Genomic DNA, 17538 nt, shown 5'->3' on the forward strand with positions numbered 1-17538 from the left:
GTGCGTCGGGTTAAGGGATGGAGAACCGTGGACGTGTCGAACGATGACCGTAGTGCATTTTCATCTGGTACCTGGAAACAGCGCTTTGCGTCTTGGAGTGCGGCGGCAAGCGCTCAAGCGCGACACCGCTTTCATCGGAGAGGATAAACATCATGGCACAGAATCACGTTCTAAATTCCAAGATGCTCGCAGGAGGCTCCGGCTGCTGGATTCCACCATAGTTCTAGGGCACATCAGGACTGGCTTTCTCCGTTCATAGCGGTGTCGTCGCCTCCAGGGAGGTCCCGCATGGCGGGACCACGCGCACTCCACGACGCAAAGCGACTTGGTGCGACGAGAGAGCGCGCACACTGCCACCACCCTGTTGCAACTATTCCTATTTCATCCACCTGACTCACATGCGCTCTGCGGCTCCTGCACCCCTTCAGGGCGCGATGCCAGCGCGTGCAAGGCACAGGTGAGCGCGGTGGTCGTGCTCATTCATTGCACAACCATCAATAAACCATCGGCCATCCATTCACCGTTCTTCCTGCGATCATCAGGCGTTGTTCCTGTGTGGACTTTGCCTCGTTCATGACCCTCGACGCCTCCTGCTCCCTCACCTACGCCACCAAGTCCGAGGTGCCGGCCATCTTCATGCTGCGGCCGCGCAGCGGGTGGGCGCAGTGGATCATGAGGGAGGAATTCATGCTGGACCCGCAGGTGCCGGTGGTGGAGTACACGGACTTCTACGGGAATCTCTGCCAGCGGGTGGTGATGCCGAAGGGGGAATTTCGTTTCTCCATGTCCTGCCGAGCTTCGGTGCCGGATCACATCGACGCGATGCCTACAGCGAAGCGTGTGCCGGTGGCGCAGCTTCCGGTGGAGCTGCTGCACTACCTGCTGCCGAGTCGCTACTGCCAGTCAGACAAGCTTTCGCGACTCGCGTATTCCATCACAGGGAATGTTCCGCGTACCTACCAGCAAATCGCACGGCTGCGGAACTGGGTGCATGAGAACATCGAGTACGAGTACGGCACCAGCAATGCCTCCACCTCCGCGCTCGAGACGGTGAATACGAAGCGTGGGGTGTGCCGGGATTTCGCGCATCTCGGCATCGCCCTGTGTCGTGCGGTGAGTGTGCCTGCTCGTATGGTGGTGGGATTCCTGCACGAGCTGGAGCCGATGGACCTGCATGCGTGGTATGAGGCGTACATCGGCGGGCGGTGGTTCACCTTTGACGCGACCGAGGATGAACCGAAGGGCAACCGCATCGTCATCGCCTATGGCCGCGACGCCGCGGATGTCGCGCAGGCTACGCTATACGGCGCCTTCACCTGCACTGAGATGAAGGTCACTGTGGGAGCGGTGTGTGAGAGGACTGAAGGAGAAAGGCCCACTCCGCCTGAGGTCCTGTAGCCTGGCAACACTCGATCGCGGAGGGTGCTTTCAGTTTCTCAATGATGTATTCGTGAATCTGCGCGTGCTGCACATACGGAGCGCCGGGATACACGAGTTCGCTGGGCACGCTTACCTCACGCAGCCGCTCCTGCAGTTTCACGCCAAAGTTTGCGGTGTGCGTGGGATCCCTTTGCTCCTTGCCGAGTTCGGGCTTCGCAGCATAGGTCATGTAGATGGGCGGATCGTCCGGGGAGACGTGCGCATATGGGGAGTATTTGTTGATCTCGGGAAGCAACTGATCACGCGCGGCAAGGAAGGTGGCGAATTGCGTGTCGCGTGTCTTGAGGTCCTTCGGGTCCGGCATGAAGCCGAAGGCGTGGCCACCGTAGCGGCTGTTCGGCGTCCACTCCTTCATCTGCTGCGGATCGAGCGTGGTCTGCGCGCCGCTCACCGCCGCGCACCACAGACGGGTGGATTCACGGGCGATGGGATCGCTGCTCTTCGGATCCGCCATGTCTGGCACAAAGGCGAGCCACAGGCTGGAACACGCGCCCGCGGAGCCTCCAGAGGCGGCGATGCGTGCCTTGTCGATGTTCCACTCCTTCGCTTTGCTGCGTACGAACTGCAGGGCACGTGCCGCATCCTTGAGCGGCCACTCCACGGGTGTTTTTACACCGGCGAGCTGGGCTTGGGTGGTGAGGCGGTAGTTGATGGAGACGACCGAGATGCCTGCGTCCAAGCACTGCACCAGACTGCCGGGGCGTTCCTTGCTGCCATTCACCCAGCCACCGCCATGGATGAAAAAGAGGAGCGGGGTAGGCTTGTCTGACTTCGCCTGGTAAAAATCCAGCACTTGCCGCTCATGGGTGCCGTAGGGGACGTTTGCCTGTGTGGGTGGCGGCAGGGGAGGCAGGGGCTTGGCGGGCGCATTCTCGGGTTTCGCAACCGTGGGCGTGGCCTCGGCAGGCTTGGCCGGTTCGGCAGCGACGAGAGGAAGTGCCAGGCCGAGAAGGAGCAGGGCCGGAAGAGAGATGCTGAGTTTCATACGGATGCGGAGAGTGCTAAACGGCCTGGGAGCGCGAAGCTTTCGCCATGCTTTGGGCATCACGCGGAGGCGTGCCCTTTCAAGGCAAGAAGATTGTTTGCAGGCCTTCGTGGACGCACACATGGTCCGGACCGTGTGTCACACGGAGCAACCGGTGCACATGCATTCCTGCCAGAACGTCAATCACACCTATGAAAAAGTCTTTCCTCCACGCCGCCATCTCCACCCCTGGAGCATGCACCCGCATCCTGCCGGGCATTCTGTGCGGCGCTCTGCTTTCCCTGCCTGCCTGCAAACCGGGGAACAGTGAATCATCCGGTGGAACTCCGTCATCTCCATCTGCGGCGGAGGCAAAGAACACTGGAGGAAGTGACTCCTCAGGCGGGAAGAAGGCGAGCGGCAACAGCGCCCCAGTCATCCCTGATGTTCCGCCACTGGATCATCCCGCGAAGAGTGCCGAGGCTGCGAAGGTGCTGGACTTCGAGAAGTTCGAAATCATGCCGGGTGTGGACAAGGGACCGGGCGAGCGTTGCCTTGCCCATCTCGCCTACCGGGCGAAGGGCGATGTGAAGTCCGGCTTTGAGTTTCAGCGTGCGAAGCTGCAAGCGATGGGCTGGAAGGAACTCCCCGGCACCGCCGTCACGGATCAATATGCGAGTGCCATGTTTCAGCGTGGTGGCTTCAATGTCTCTGTCTCCGTCTCTCCGATGGGCGGAGATGGCACGGTGGACGTGATGATGCACAATCACGGCAATGTGGACCTGACCAAGGTGCCCATGCCGCCAAATCTCACGAAGGTGTATGAAGGCCCCATCACCGCCATGTACACCTCAGGTGAACCGGTGGCCGCCACGGCGGAGACCTGTCAGAAGCTTCTGCAGGCGGCGGGATGGCAACCGTACGGCTTTGCCGGTGACACGAAGTACTACAAGCAGAATGCGGTGCTGCTTCACGTCACGGTATCCAGCGCCCCTGCGCAGGGCGGGAAGACCATGATCAGTTTCAATAGCGAACAGCTCTCCGCGGACCTTCCGGCATTGCTTGATGCCCAGGATCTGCGCTACACAGACCAGATGGGCACGCTGGACTACCAGTCTCCTGCGACTCGTGAGAACGTGGAGAAGTTCTATCGCATGTCCATGGAGGCGCTCGGATGGCAGGCGACCCTCGACAAGGCTGTCGAGGACAAGGGCCGCTTCTTCATCGTTTTCCGCAATCCGGAAAAGGCAATGACCACGCTCTACATGAGTGATGTCAAGGAAGGGGGCACCAAGGTGCAGATGGAATACCTGAGCCCGACGCAATTCGCCGAGATGGATCGCCGTGCCAAGGAGCAAGGTGAGAAGCTGAAGGCGAAACTCGCTGCGGAGAAAAACGCTCCGAAGCCCCAGGCGAAACTCAAGCTGCCCGCAGGGGCCACCGGACTGAAGAAGGAAGGCAGCAGCGTGAGCTTCAAGGTTGCTGCCGGCAAGGCCAAGGACGCCGTGAATGATCTGCGCAAGCAGGGCTCCGACCTCGGGTGGACGGAGGAGTTGGCGGTGCTGGAGAGCATCGGGGGGACGGTGTCCTTGAAGAAGGAGCCTTTGTCCCTCAGCATTTCCTACACGGATAGCGGATTCTCTGAAGGCGAAGTCACTGTGATGGTGGTCGGTGGTGAGCTGACCATGGAGTAAGGCCTGGGCATGGATGGCGCAGAAGCGGGGTGGATGAGCTATTGCCCCCCCCGTTCCTTGGGCCTGTCGCAACGCGATGGGAAAATCTTCCGTGCCGAGGTGATATCACGTTTGCTTGTCTCCCTCGTGCGCGGAGAAAGTTGCAAACCGGCAGTTCCCGATGTTCAGGAGGGGGTATGCTTCGCCGCCGCCGCTTGCTCCTCGCAGTTGTTCCATCGCTCCTGGGCATCTCATGGGGGCGTGATGTTTCCGCCTCCGATGACGCCGTCGCCATCAATGTGGAAAAGGCGCACCAGCAGCTCTGGACGCGGTTCATGGACAAGTATGACCTCATGCTGGATTCCACGGATCTCGATGGCTCCTATGATCGTCCCACGCCTGAGGAGTGTCTCGCAGGCAAGCCGAATGCACTGGCGTGGTGGACGCCTGTGGAGAACGGCGCGATGTTCAATGGCGGTTATCTCGATGGAGTGGTGCTGCGCTGGAAGCAGACAAAAAAGGAGGAAGACCGTGCCAAGGCGAGGAGATTGGTGAAGGGACTTTTGCTTTTGAACTCCGTGGGGAATACACCCGGCTTCGTCGCGCGTGGCGTCGCTTCAGATGGAAAGACTCCGTACCCCATGGGCTCCAACGACCAGACTGGCCCGTGGTTCTATGGCCTGTGGCGTTACGTGCAGAGCGGTATGGCTGAGCCGGAGGAAAAGAAGGAGATCATTGCGCGCATGAAGGCTGTGGCGGACGTGCTGGCCTCCAACGGCTGGCGCATGCCCTGCCAGGAGCCTGCGCCCTCGACGCATCGTGGCAGCTTTGCCATGATCGCGTGGGAGGGGGCACCGCGCCTGCTCTTCCTTTGCAAGGCGATGCACGAACTTACCGGTGAAGCGGTTTGGGAGGAGCGGTACAAGAAGTTTTTGCATGAACCCGGCGGCGAACCAGCGCGCACGCGTCTGCAGGTTTGCGAGGAGGGCATGCACTTTGACAATCCCAAGCACCGCCATAGCTGGACGGGCGTGAGCAGCGGGGCGCCGCTGCGTGCCCTGTGGGAAATGGAAACAGATCCTGCGCTGAAGGCATCTTTTGCAAAGGGATTGCTGGCGAGTGCGAAGCTCTCGGCGGACAGCCTTGAACTCCACAGCCAGTTCAAGGTGGACACGCCGCAGAAGTTTCACCACGACTGGCGCGTGCTGAATCAATGGTGGAAGCCGCAGCACAGCGAGCAGGAAGCCGTGGACGTAGCCATGGTGCAGGTCCGTGAGCTGGGCAAGCTCTCACCGCAACGCTACCAGGAGTTCACGTATGTGCGTGAGCCAGTTTTTGCCGCATGGGTCGTTACGCTCTGTCCGGACCGTGCTTTTGTGGAGCAACAGCGTGAGAAGGTGCGCGCCGTGCTCGGGCACTACAAGTATGACAAGCTCTACTACTCCCAGTTCTTCCCCGCAGAGGCGGCGTGGCATCGGTTGAATGGATTGGAGTAGCGGAAGGGGTCGGGCATTCGGCATTGTCGGGTGCTTGCGTTTCTGGTTCGTTCATGTGGTGCCAGATGCAGGTGCCGCGTTGCAAAAAGCGGCCTGTCAGAGTCTTGCCTTGAGCTGGTGTGAATTGTGCACGCGGGCTGCGTTCGCATGTGGTCCTGTCGCCGGATGGCGAAAAAGCCAGAGGGGATGCGTAATGCAAACTACTTGATGACATCCCACGGTGCCGGGAGCAGCGATGCTTGGTCAGACGCCATGCGTCTCCTCAAACAACCCCTGTGTCATGAACCGCAAAAACTTCATGCGTACGCTGCTGTTCACCTGCTGGCTCCCACTAGTGTGTGCGGGCCTTGGAGCGGTGCAGCTGGCGGACAATGCCGCTTATGCCCATCACAAGAGCTTGGGATGGGAAACACCTGTTGCCGACTCGGCTGAAGCCCAGCCCTCGATGCCGGCAGACGAACCGACCATACCAGACGCTTCGCTCCCTGCTCGCTATCACCTGGAAGGCGCCATCTTTGGGTTCTTCAGCGGAGCCATCATCTCACTGCTTGCGGCCACCGTTGCCGGCAGCATGGGACCCCTGCCCAAACCTGCGCTCAAACGATCGAGGAAAGTGATGGCATGAGTTCTGGTCAGCCGGCATTGGGCCGCACCCACCAGTCGCTTTTCAGCAACCCCCATTCCGTCTCCACGCGTTCGCGCAAAATAAAACCAGCCCGCATGAGATGGAGATCTGGTGGCGTGAGCGAGGTCGCAGGCAATCGTGTGACGACTCGAAAGAATGCATACATGCTCGCGAGGATGCAGCGGCTGCGCCAGCGCTTCCAGCCTGAGGCGGCTTCCTGGAAGTCGGCCAGAAGCCAGTGCGAATCCTTGGTTCCCGCTTGAGCGATGGAGGGGACGAGGGCTTCAAGCTGTTCCGGCTGGAAGCAATCGAGGAAGAAGTGGGTGACAATGAGATCGAAGGCCCCATTCGGAGGGGGTGACTTCAGGATGTCTGCCTGAATGAACGTGACCTTGTCGCTGGGCAGGCCGCAATGTGCGAGGTTGGCCTTGGCCTGGGAAATCATCCCGGCGCTTTCCTCCATGCAGGTGATGGCGGCGTTGGGGAAGCGTCGCACACACTCCACGACAAACCGGCCAGGTCCCTCGCCAAGGATGAGAATTTTTTTTGGTGTCGGGATGCGTTCGAGGAAAACACAGCGACAGAGGTGAAGCTTGCTGCCGGCGAGCACGCGCTCCATCAGTCGATAGATTGGCGCGAGGACTTCGAAGCTCATGCGTTGAGCGGTTCACGACCGGAAACTGGTGAGCGTTTCTCCTGCCAGCGCCACCAGCAGAGGGCAAGGATGGCGCCACTCGCGTAGGCTAACACGTCCCGATAGTCTCCCGAGGTGCCCGGCACCCAGCGCGGCCCAATGCCTTCACAGATCACGCACCAGATGCCGAGATGCAGCAGCACTTCAGCGGATGATGGAAACCTGTCATGAGCTCGCAGACTGAGTTTGCGATGCAGCCAGAGAAGCGGCGGCAGCGCACAGGGGATGAGCCACAGGTCATTGAAGTAGTAGTGGAAGAACTCGACTGTGGTGTGTGGCTTTACCGCCCAGCGATTCAGCGCATACAGGGCGCACCCTGTCAGGCAGAGAGGATCCAGCAGATAGCGGAAGCGTGACATTACAAATCAGACGAGTGCCAGCATCACCCAGCCAGCAGCAGCAGCGAGGGCAATCTTCACGAGAAGGACTTTGATGATCAGCATGTTTTGGATGTGGGTTGGAATTTGTTTTGAATGGCGGGAACGAAAGACAGTGCCCTATCGCTCGCGGATGTGCTCTTCTTCAAGAAGCTTCCGTCGGGCGGTGAGCAATGCAGCGCGACCGAGGTACCCCACGATGCGACGTGGTTCATTCGGTTCCACCACGGGCAGACGACCGATGTCGCGGGAGAGCATCTTGGTTAGCGCGTCATGGAGGGACTCTTCGGGGTGCGTTACGATGAGGTCAGTGCTTCCCAGATCGGAGACTCTGCGTGTGCTGGCACCGGAATCACCCATGGCACGCAGCATGTCTCCGCGAGTGAGGATGCCGCTGAGGTGTTCGTTCTCATCGACCAGGAGCGTGGCCTGGCGGGAGTTCAGCATGGGGTCGCCCTTGGCCAGCTGGTCGATCAAGGAATGAAGTGGCAGGCTCGCCTGCACCTTCGGCGGATTGCGATCCATCACATCCTTCACGCGAGCGAGTTCGAAGGGATCCACGCTGTATTCGCAGGAGATGTGATGACCGCGGCGTGCCAGCTTCTCTGTGAGGATGGAGCGGCGCATGAGCAGCACGGTCACCGCGTAGGAGCACACCGTTCCGATGAGCAAAGCCGTGCAGAGGTGGAAGTCGTCCGTGAGCTCCACCGCGAAGACCACCGCTGTGAGAGGCACGCGCATAGTGCCTCCCATCATCGCGGCCATGCCCACCAGTGCCCAGAGACCCACATCGCCCACAGGGATCCATTGTCCCAGCATCGCCCCCATGGCTCCGCCGAGGATGAGCAGCGGCGCCAGTACGCCGCCTGAAGTGCCGGAACCGAGCGCGACGGACCACACGACGGCCTTTGCCACGAGCAGTGCGAGCAGGGATGCGCCCAGCACTTCGCCACGCAGCATGCCGTGGATTGTTTCATAGCCGGTCCCCAGGACACGTGGGTCCAGCACGCCGCCGACTCCCACGACCATCGCACCCATGGCAGGCCACCACATCCAGTGGATGGGAAACTTCAGAAAGACGTCCTCCACTGCGTAGATGAGCATGGTAAACAGCCCGGAGCCAAGCCCCACGAGCACCCCCACACCCGCTGCGAAGGCCAGTCCCGTGATGGGGAGAGCTTGATGGGGTGTGATGTAGAACAGGGCACCACTACCGAGCAGGGGCACACGCAGGGTGGCCGCCACCGCAGCCGCGATGACCACGGGGATGAAGCTGCGCGGCTTCCACTCAAAGAGCAGCAACTCCACCGCCAGCAGCACGGCGGCCACGGGAGCCGAGAATACTGCAGCCATGCCCGCTGCCGCACCCGCCACCAGCAGTGTCTTGCGCTCGGCTGCGCTGAGATGAAAACGCTGGGCGAAGAGCGAGCCAAAGGCGCCACCTGTCATGATGATGGGACCCTCCGCGCCGAAGGGGCCACCCGTGCCGATGGAGATGGCGGCGGACACCGGCTTCAGCAGTGCGACCTTCAACTGGATGCGGCTGCGACCCAGCAGGATGGCTTCGAGCGCCTCCGGGATGCCATGGCCCCGAATCTTCTCCGAGCCAAATCGTGCCATCAATCCGATGATAAGCGCACCGACGACGGGCACGCCAATGACCCAGTACCCGAGGGCGTGTCCCTGGGGTGTGGTGTGCGCGGAAGACCACTGCTGGTAGAAGGCCAGATTTGTGATCACCGCGATGAGCCATTGCAGCACCCAGGCAGCGACCGCTCCGATGGCACCCACGCATACCGCCATGGCAGAGAGTACGAGGACTCGCGATGTGGTGCTGAAATCGCGCAGGGCTGGACCTTCAGCATGGGGCACGGATGCAGGGGAAGGGAGCGAGGGGGAACCTGAGACGGGAATATCTGACATGCTGGAAAGCGCAGCGGTAGCCGCAGCCATACATATATCGTAATGCGATATATGTCAAACAACGGTTGCCACCACAGGGCGCGACGTCTTAGGGTGGTGGCAGATGCCGACACGAAAATTCACCAAGGCGCACTATGAGCAGATCGCGGCATTCCGCTTCGGGCTCAGGCAGTTCCTGCGCTTCAGTGAGGAGGCAGCGCACGAAGCGGGCCTGACGCCGCAGCAACACCAGGCGTTGCTGGCCATCAAAGGATTTCCTTCGCGAGATCACGTGACGGTGGGGGAGTTGGCGGAACGTTTGCAGATCCAGCATCACAGTGCCGTCGGACTGGCGGACCGGCTGGCTGCGGAGCGCCTCATCCAGCGGGAGCAATCCCAGGAGGACCGCCGGCAGGTGAACCTCCGGCTCACGGCACACGGGGAAGAGATTCTTGACAAGCTGACAGCGGTGCATCGTGAGGAGTTGCGCCGTATCGGGCCTGACCTCGGAGCATTGCTGGAAAAGCTGAGCTCATGACCGGAAGGTGGTCTGGCTGCAAAACATTCCATTCGCCCGGTGCGTGGGCTTATGGCAGAAAAGCCCTGTGAAGGATACCCTGGCATCATTTGGCCCTGAGGACGTGGCCCGCGCTCGCGACTTTGCCGTGCAGGCGCATGGCACCCAGCAGTACGGTACACATCCCTACGTGTACCACCTGGAGCAGGTGGTGCATTTGCTGAAGCCCTTTGGTGCAGCGGCGCAGGTCATCGGCTTCCTGCATGATGTCGTGGAGGACACAGAGATGCCAATCGAGAGCATCGCGGAGGAATTCGGCGAGTTGGTGGGTGATTGCGTGAAGCTGCTGACCGATTCCCCGGAAGGCACGCGTGAGGAGAAGAAAGCACGCAGTCACGCCAAGCTGGCCAAAGTGCCGGTGGAACAGGCGACCAGGCTGGCGCTCATTGTGAAGGCCGCAGATCGGCTGGCCAACTTGCGTCATTGTGCCAAAGGAGTGAAGAGCGGCGATCCTGTCGCCGCAAAGAAGCTGGCCATGTATCGCAAGGAGCACTCCGCTTTCCGTGAGGCCGTCTATCGCATCGGCCTCTGCGAGGACCTGTGGGAGGAGATGGAGGAGATATTCGAGGCGTTCGCCGAGTGAGGGCAGTTCATCAGATTTCCCGGGACGTGAAGGGGATGGACATGACCATACGAGGCGCTTTTCGTTGAATAATAAAATGCCGTGCCGACCGGAAAAGTTCTCGCATCCTGAGGCATCCGAGGTGACGCTGGGGGCATGAAAATGGAGGCTGCTCCGCTGCCAGCGGAATGAGGTCTGCCGGATCGCGGTTGAGCGTGTTCGTTCTGCCCCTTTTTACGCTCAATCGCGACGTGTTGCCCACACTGGGCGCACCGCTTGCCCTCCTGTTGTTACATGCTGTTGTTTTCGATTCTCTTTGTCTCAGGCATCCTTTACGCCTCGGTGCTGGAATGGCTGCTTCATCGTTATGTCATGCATCGCCCGGTCGGTTCGTTCCGCTATCCTTTCGAGACGCATGCCCTTGTGCACCATCGTACGTTCAAGGCGGACCACACCTACCACCTCATTCACGAGAAGGATCGTGAGATCATTCCCATGGCCTGGTGGAATGGTCCGGTGCTCATCCTCATCTCTTCGATTCCTGCAGCCGTCGCCAGCCTGATCATGGGCTCCTGGATTCCCTGGCTGGCCATCACAGCGTCCGTCGCGGCCTACTATGGGGCGTATGAGTACATGCACTGGTGCATGCATGTGCCGAAGGACAAGCGGCGTGTCGTGGAACGCAGCGGCATCTTCTTCCGTCTCAACGGCCATCACCTGCTGCACCACCGCTACATGGGGAAGAACTTCAACGTGGTGCTGCCTTTCGCGGACCTCATCTTCGGTACCCTGCTCTTGCGTTCGAAGATCCACTTCAAGCAGGCCAGCGGTCCCTCTGTGCCGAATGTTCAGCCGCGTGAGGTCCGGGCCTGAGATAGTGGTGCCTCAGGTGGCAACCCTGCTGGAGGCTGCGGTCATGCCAGCTTCTCCAGCATCTTTTCAAGGGCCCGTACGCGGGCATTGAGCTTTTCGAGACGGCTCACTCCGGCAAGCTTCCGTTTTTCCTTTTCCGCAGGCACCGCGGGAAAACCGAGATAGGACTGTCCGCCGGGCAGGTCCTTTGTGACTCCACAGCGAGCTCCGAGACGTGCCTGGGGACCGATGGTCACATGGCCGGCAATTCCCGCCTGGGCGCCAATGACCACATAGTCCGCAATCACCACGCTGCCCGCGATGGCCACACAGGCCACCAGGATGCAGTGCCTGCCGATCACCACGTTGTGGCCGATTTGTACCAGGTTGTCTATTTTCGTGCCAGCTCCAATCCATGTGCGGCCATAGCGCGCCCGATCAACGGTGGAGTTGGCTCCGATTTCCACATCTGCGTCCACCTGCACGATGCCCCTCTGTTTCACCTTGCGATGCCGGCCAGCCTCGAATTCGTAGCCAAAGCCGTCAGCGCCAATCACGACACCTGAATGAAGGATGACGCGGTCTCCGATGACACAGCCATCCTGGATGGTCACTTGAGCGTGCAACTTCGTGTCCTTTCCGATGGTCACGTCATGGCCCACGTATGAGCTTGCGCCAATCGTGGCACCATCGCCGATGATGGCTCCCTGCTCGATCACCGCGTGAGCGCCGATGCACACTTTCGCCGCATTGAATGTGACACTATCTGAAATGACGGCGGTGGGATGGATGCCGGCTTTGAATGCGGGTGCCTGGCGCCCGTATCGGTCCACTACAAGGTCAAATGCAGCAGTAGGACTCACCACGCGAATGAAGGCCACTCCCAGTTGTTCGCTCTCCCAGTCCTCGGGAACGAGGATGACGGTGGCCTTCGTCTGGCGCAGCGCGGCTGCGTGCTTCACGTCTGTGTAGAAGGTGACATCACCCTTCTGTGCCTCTCCCAGAGAGGCGAAGCCTTCCACCATCATCTTGGCGTCTTCAGAACGGGAGGTGCCATGGACAAGCTGGGTCAGATCTCCCACAGAAAGGCGAAATCGGTTTGGGGGGGAGGAGGTCTGGCTCATGGACAAGCTTCCGTCATGCTGCAATTCCTGCGCAGGAAATCTTACCTCTGGAGTGAATTAATTTCATGCCCTGTTCATGTTCACCGGCTCCGTGTGTGCCACCTATATCTCTCAGGTGCTTTGCCTGAGACACATCGACATCATTTCTTGCCCCAGCGGGAATCTTCTCCATACTGGTTGGGCTACATAGAAATTAGAAATGCAGCATTGGCCCTGTAGCTCAATGGTTAGAGCAGAGGACTCATAATCCTTTGGTTGCCGGTTCGAATCCGGCCGGGGCTACTTCCCTGGGAGGCAGGAGGCAATAAGTTCTCAGAACTCATCATCCTCTTCCACCTCATTGCGGCGGCTGGAGGAGGAAGCTGATTTTTTCACGGGAGAGAGGTTGCGGTGCACCCAGACGCTCTGCACCAGGCCCATGAGGAACATGCACATGATGAGGAAGGTGCCCCCGTAGCTGATGAAGGGGAGGGGGAGACCGGTGATGGGCATCATGAGCACGTTCATCCCCATGTTCTGCATGGCATGCGCGAATTGCATGCCCACCACACCGACAACGATGAGCCGGCCGAGATTGTCCCGGGCATAGAAGGCGACAAAGACGCATTGCAGCAGCAGCAGTGCTGTTCCCAGGATCTGCATCAACCCACCGCGGAAGCCAAATTCCTCCACGATCACGGAGTAGATGAAGTCATTGATGGATTCCGTGGCGCTGTAAAAGGAACGATGGATGGAGCGGCGTTCCTTGGTGAGCGGGTCCTCCGTTTTGACGGAGAGCGGGCCCTTGCCTTCGAAGCCGGCCGAGCCCACGGCGATCTGAATCTTGTCCGCCATGTAGGCTTCGTTCTGGATGTTCACCTTTTCGTTGGCGAGCATCGCGATGAAGACTTCCACGCGCTTTTTCTGGTAGGGCTTGAGGCCAAAGAAGTAGGCGATGGGTATCACACACATGACCGCCAGGAACATGGTGATCAGGTAGCGGAAGGGGATGTTTCCCACGAGCAGCATCGATACCACCACGGGGCCATAGACCAGCGCGGATCCCAGGTCCGGTTCCTTCAGCACCATGAGCATGGGCACGGAAGACACCACGCCAGCCACGGCCAAGCGCAGCCAGTGGTGCCTGAAGGCAGGAAAGATGCGGTGCAAATCTCCAAGGATGACCGCCAGTGCCACGATGGTGGCCACAATAGCGAGCTGCGAGCCCTGAAAGTTCACCGGACCAAGGTCGATCCAGCTCTTGGCGCCCTTGATCTCCGGGGCGAATTTCATCACCAGCACCAGGCCGAGGATACCAGCCACGTAGAGGAAGGGGGCGCCCCACCGGAGCCATCGGTAGTCAATGAGCGCCGCGATAAAGAATCCTACCAGCCCGACACCACCCCACATCACCTGGTCGCGCCACTTGCTGGCCAGCGCTTCACCTTCGCGGAAGGAGGAGGCGTTGTAGATCGCATACACGCCCCAGGAGAGCAGGAGGATCATGTTGATGAACAGGATCCAATTGATGCCGAGAAATTTTCTGAAGAGAGGGGTCATGAAAAGAGAAGGCAGGCCTCAGCGAAGGCTCCACGGGAGGGCTCACAATTTCGGTACCGCAGCGAGCAATTTGCGAGTGTAGTCGTGCTGAGGCGATCCACAGACCTGAGCTGGCGTGCCACGTTCAACGATTTTTCCGCGGTTCATCACAATAATCTCATCACTCATGTGCTCCACTACCGCGAGGTCGTGGGCGATGAAGAGGTAGGTGAGTTTGAATTGTTCCTGGAGGTCCTTCAGCAGGTTGATGATCTGGGCTTGTACGCTCACGTCCAGGGCGCTCACAGGCTCATCGCAGATGAGGAATTTCGGCTGCACAGCCAGGGCGCGGGCAATGCCGATGCGCTGGCGCTGGCCACCGCTGAACTCATGGGGATAGCGCCACATGCTCTGCTGCGGCAGACCCACGCGCTCCAGCAAGGCTGCAGCCGTGTCGCGACGCCCTGCTTTATCGAGGTGCCGGAAGTGAATGCGCAGCGGTTCGGCGATGATCTCCTCCACCGTCATGCGTGGATTGAGCGAGCCAAAGGGATCCTGGAAGATCATCTGCATCTCCTTCCGCAGCGGGCGGAAGGCCGCCTCCCGCAGGGAGAGGATTTCGCGCTCGCGGTAGTACACCTCGCCTCCCGTCACGGGGATGAGCTTCAGCAACGCACGGGCCACGGTGGACTTGCCGCTGCCACTTTCACCCACGAGGCCCAGTGTCTTTCCCTCCTCGATGTCGAAGCTGACATCATCCACGGCCTTGATTTCATCCGCCGGTCCGCTGAGGAATCCTCCGCGCAGGGAGAACCAGACTTTGAGCGCCTTGACACTAAGAAGGGTAGCCATGGATAGGGACGGTGTGCTTGATGCGCCCGAAAATGGGGGGAAAGAGGAGAGAGGTCAATAGGGTTCAGTTTTGAGTTTTCAGCAGGTGATTGTCCCGGGTGCAGTCCGAACCTGCTGCAGCGCCAGCCGCAGACATGGACTGTGCATTCCACATCTGGGATGTGCCCCTTCCTGAAGACTAACTCCCTTTTGGTCTCGTCAGCCGCTTCCAGAAGAAGTCGAGCTCATTTGCCAGTGCACCCAGTACCGTGTTCGCGTCCACCTGCATGGTGCCGGTTTCCGTGTCACGCACGAGCTGGTGCATGGCGTAGAGGCTGGCGAGATCACGGGCATCGAGATGCACGGCATCCACCTGATGGCGCATGGCGGCGGGGATAACCTCGTCCGTGAAGAGCGCGGCAAGGCCGGGACCTTCCAGATCTCCCTTGAAGAGGGTGAGCTTGAGCTGCGGAGGCGTCTCGCCACTTTGCATTGCGAGTACCTGGAGCTCCGCAAGGCGGCCCACGACGTAGGCCGAGATCGTGCGCCAGTAGCGGGTGTTGCCGTAGTCCTCCAGACCGAAGACGATTTCCATCCCCTGCAGGGTCCAGCGTGGCACGGAGCGGCCCAGTAAGCCTGGCAGCTCAATTTCGTCGTAGTTCACCACGGGGAACCGCTTTCCGGCGAGGCGCACCAGATCGCCCAGCACTGGCAGCTCAATTTGAGCGGCGCGACCAGAGCGGGAGATTTCCTGTCGTGCCGATTCGAACCGGGACAGCATTTGGTCCGGCGGCACGGGGGCCGATTCTTGCGGTAACGCTGCTGCGATACTGGCACTCGTGGCGGCGGCTCCATTCGTGGCGGGCTGCAGGTGGCCGCTTTCGTGTGCCTGTTCGAGTGTCGGCACGCGTTGGGTGTCTCGCGCGCGGAAATAGCTGTTGGGGTCTGTGGATACGCTGGCCTGCCCTGCCGAGAGCTTGATGCGAGCGAGGGCATGGCGCAGCCGCTGGAAGCTGGAGCCTTCGCCTGCTTCCGTAGCTGTTGCATCCGGTACCTGGTCAGCAGCGCTGTTGTTCAATCCGACTTCGGCAGGAGGGGGAGTCGCTGCCGGCTGCGGAGGCAATGGCGGTGGTGTGGAGCGTTCCGAAGCTGAAGGAGTCGCAGCTCCACGGACTGGCACGATATTGATTACCTGCGGCGGGGTGGGACCGGCCGGGGGCAGAGAGCCGGGTCCGGTGGAGAGATCCACGACACGCCCACCCGAGTCCTGAGCCAGATGTTCCGCGAGTTTCTTCAGCGCTTCGTCATCCTCCGCGTCCGACTCATCATCAAACGTGAGTGATGGAAATGCCTCCGCCTCCTGCTCCTTGGGAGCGGGAAGTTCGGCGGCAGGTGGTGGGAGAGATGGAACTGGACGCTTGCCGACTTCGGCAGCGGACTCCGGAGCGGATGCTCCGGAGGGCATGTCCTCCAGCAGGAATCCACCTGCGGAGTCCGGCAGCGGCATTTCAGGCTGCGGCTGGTGCCTGCCTTGCAAGGGCATCGTGGCCGGAGGGGATTGCGGAGCCTGCAGGGGAGCACCTGCGGCGAGCCAGTGACGCCATGTCTGCGTTGCGTGGCGCAGCAGACCTCGCGCGGATACGCTGCCCACGGCACGCCCGTAGAAGAAGCGGTCCAGATCCAGGAAATTCAGAAACCCGCGTGCATGGTCCTCCGCTACGCCTGCATCTTGCAGGCGCAGGGTGATGAGCGAGTGCGCTTCCTGTGGTGTGGGTCCCCGGAGCGGTACGCTATAGGAGTTCAGGCGATCCTCCAAAGCGCTGGGGAGCTGGCCGCCGAAGGTGGTCTCCCACAGGTCCTGATTCATGCTCAGCACCACGTGCACACCAGGCATCGAAACGAAGGCCAGTGCCATGCGAGCGATGGCCACGCCAGCCTCGGGATCGCGGTACATCCCATCCATGTGATCCGCCACCAGCACGAGGGGCTTCCACGCGGTGATGAGGCGAATGAGGCGTGAAATCTCCGCTGCGCCGTCGCGTTCCAGTCGGCTCTCCAAGGCGACCACTGCGGTGGCGCTGGGGTTTTCAAGGTAGTGGAAGAGCCCACGCAGCCAGCCTTCCATGGCATCGGAGCCGTCGGGACCGGCGCACTCTGCCAGGGGCTTGGCAAGCTGCTCGAAGTGGCGGCGGAACCAGGAACCAATCACGCTGGCACTCTTGCCCTCCAGAAAGAGGTCCATGGGATCCTGTGAAAGCACACGGAGTGCCTGCACCGGATCCGTGCTGGGAATGCGTCCGGTCTGAATGAGACGGCGCAACATGGTGGCCAGCACACCACCACCCACGCGTTGGAGGAGGGTGGGGTTTTTGCCAGCCCTGGCCAGGTCCTGCAGAATGCCACGACCGCTCGCGGACCATCCAAGACCTTCTAGAGAGGTCCACGGAAGGCCCGCTACGATCGCTTCTTCTTGGAGTCTGCGAGCCACTCGTCCCAGCAGGTGAGTCTTGCCATGTCCGGCACGCGGAGCGTTTAAGAGGGTCACTCGCCCCTCGGATTCCAGCACTCGCAGGGACTGCAGAGCGCCTTCATTCATAGGCACTTCTGAATCATGCACCGCGTCCCGCCAGTAGGCGCAGACGTCATGGCCGAAGGGCTGCATCATCTCCAGCTCAGCGGTCCGGGACGGGGTCAACCGGGGTACGTCCTGAGGAGTGCGGGAGGGGGTGGGAGCAGGCATCGCAGGGAGAGCTTGGCAGGGCGCGGAGGGTCTCGTTTCAGCAGTGGAATGCTGGATTCCTGGAGGGCTCGAATTGATTCATTTCATTCCACAGAAGTATCAGATTGCCAGAAAAACTAGATAAAGTCATGAAATAATATTTAGATTGGCTGCAAATACCGTG

Annotated in this window: 15 protein-coding genes and 1 tRNA gene; 8 read left to right on the forward strand and 8 right to left on the reverse strand. The window is 60.4% G+C overall.

All coding sequences use genetic code 11. From position 1 onward, the window contains the following. Positions 1–573 precede the first annotated feature (573 nt). Positions 574–1398 (forward strand): transglutaminase-like domain-containing protein, encoded by an 825-nt coding sequence (locus DES53_RS13760; RefSeq protein ID WP_113958846.1) that lies wholly within the window; start codon positions 574–576, stop codon positions 1396–1398. Here DES53_RS13760 and DES53_RS13765 read toward each other — a convergent pair. After that, positions 1334–2425, reverse strand: coding sequence for an alpha/beta hydrolase (locus DES53_RS13765; protein WP_245958172.1), 1092 nt, complete (start codon positions 2423–2425; stop codon positions 1334–1336). The two genes, DES53_RS13760 and DES53_RS13765, sit on opposite strands and share 65 nt — an antisense overlap. 191 nt (positions 2426–2616) lie before the next feature. On the opposite strand from DES53_RS13765, the gene DES53_RS13770 reads away from it, so the two are divergent. The 3 genes from DES53_RS13770 (at position 2617) to DES53_RS13780 (ending at position 6198) form a co-directional block, all read left to right on the forward strand. Continuing rightward, a complete protein-coding gene (locus tag DES53_RS13770; RefSeq protein ID WP_113958848.1) occupies positions 2617–4098 on the forward strand; it encodes a hypothetical protein in 1482 nt (493 codons plus the stop codon). 176 nt (positions 4099–4274) lie between these two features. Then, positions 4275–5573, forward strand: a complete 1299-nt coding sequence (locus tag DES53_RS13775) for a hypothetical protein (RefSeq protein ID WP_113958849.1) — start codon at positions 4275–4277, stop codon at positions 5571–5573. A 280-nt stretch (positions 5574–5853) separates the two neighbouring features. Then, a complete protein-coding gene (locus tag DES53_RS13780; RefSeq protein ID WP_113958850.1) occupies positions 5854–6198 on the forward strand; it encodes a hypothetical protein in 345 nt (114 codons plus the stop codon). A gap of 7 nt (positions 6199–6205) precedes the next feature. Here the strand turns inward: DES53_RS13780 and DES53_RS13785 are convergent, their stop codons facing one another. The 3 genes from DES53_RS13785 to DES53_RS13795 form a co-directional block, all read right to left on the reverse strand. Further along, positions 6206–6853, reverse strand: a complete 648-nt coding sequence (locus DES53_RS13785; protein ID WP_113958851.1) for a class I SAM-dependent methyltransferase — start codon at positions 6851–6853, stop codon at positions 6206–6208. Next, positions 6850–7251: a hypothetical protein gene (locus tag DES53_RS13790; protein ID WP_113958852.1), complete on the reverse strand. Its 402-nt coding sequence runs from the start codon at positions 7249–7251 to the stop codon at positions 6850–6852. Before DES53_RS13790 ends, DES53_RS13785 begins: the two co-directional genes overlap by 4 nt. A gap of 138 nt (positions 7252–7389) precedes the next feature. Beyond that, positions 7390–9141 (reverse strand): chloride channel protein, encoded by a 1752-nt coding sequence (locus DES53_RS13795; RefSeq protein WP_245958173.1) that lies wholly within the window; start codon positions 9139–9141, stop codon positions 7390–7392. Positions 9142–9295: 154 nt separating this feature from the next. On the opposite strand from DES53_RS13795, the gene DES53_RS13800 reads away from it, so the two are divergent. The 3 genes from DES53_RS13800 to DES53_RS13810 all read left to right on the forward strand — a co-directional run bounded on the left by DES53_RS13800 (position 9296) and on the right by DES53_RS13810 (position 11183). Further along, entirely contained in the window at positions 9296–9709 is a 414-nt protein-coding gene (locus tag DES53_RS13800) for a MarR family winged helix-turn-helix transcriptional regulator (protein ID WP_113958853.1), read from the forward strand. 103 nt (positions 9710–9812) lie between these two features. Further along, on the forward strand, positions 9813–10331 hold the full coding sequence (locus DES53_RS13805) for an HD domain-containing protein (RefSeq protein WP_211325543.1): 519 nt from the start codon (positions 9813–9815) through the stop codon (positions 10329–10331). Between the two features lie 273 nt (positions 10332–10604). After that, complete coding sequence (locus DES53_RS13810) at positions 10605–11183, forward strand: sterol desaturase family protein (protein WP_113958854.1); 579 nt, start codon at positions 10605–10607, stop codon at positions 11181–11183. Between the two features lie 41 nt (positions 11184–11224). Here the strand turns inward: DES53_RS13810 and lpxD are convergent, their stop codons facing one another. Next, a complete protein-coding gene (lpxD, locus tag DES53_RS13815; protein ID WP_113958855.1) occupies positions 11225–12286 on the reverse strand; it encodes a UDP-3-O-(3-hydroxymyristoyl)glucosamine N-acyltransferase in 1062 nt (353 codons plus the stop codon). A gap of 209 nt (positions 12287–12495) precedes the next feature. On the opposite strand from lpxD, the gene DES53_RS13820 reads away from it, so the two are divergent. Then, positions 12496–12568, forward strand: a tRNA-Ile gene (locus DES53_RS13820). Positions 12569–12598: 30 nt separating this feature from the next. Here DES53_RS13820 and DES53_RS13825 read toward each other — a convergent pair. From DES53_RS13825 to DES53_RS13835, 3 genes are all read right to left on the reverse strand, one after another. After that, a complete protein-coding gene (locus DES53_RS13825) occupies positions 12599–13825 on the reverse strand; it encodes an FtsW/RodA/SpoVE family cell cycle protein (RefSeq protein WP_113958856.1) in 1227 nt (408 codons plus the stop codon). A gap of 42 nt (positions 13826–13867) precedes the next feature. Continuing rightward, the gene (locus DES53_RS13830) at positions 13868–14656 is read right to left on the reverse strand and encodes an ABC transporter ATP-binding protein (protein ID WP_113958857.1); all 789 of its coding nucleotides are present in this window, start codon (positions 14654–14656) and stop codon (positions 13868–13870) included. 178 nt (positions 14657–14834) lie between these two features. Beyond that, complete coding sequence (locus tag DES53_RS13835) at positions 14835–17375, reverse strand: hypothetical protein (protein ID WP_147263400.1); 2541 nt, start codon at positions 17373–17375, stop codon at positions 14835–14837. Positions 17376–17538: the final 163 nt, after the last annotated feature.

Source organism: Roseimicrobium gellanilyticum, assembly GCF_003315205.1.
Lineage (GTDB): Bacteria > Verrucomicrobiota > Verrucomicrobiia > Verrucomicrobiales > Verrucomicrobiaceae > Roseimicrobium > Roseimicrobium gellanilyticum.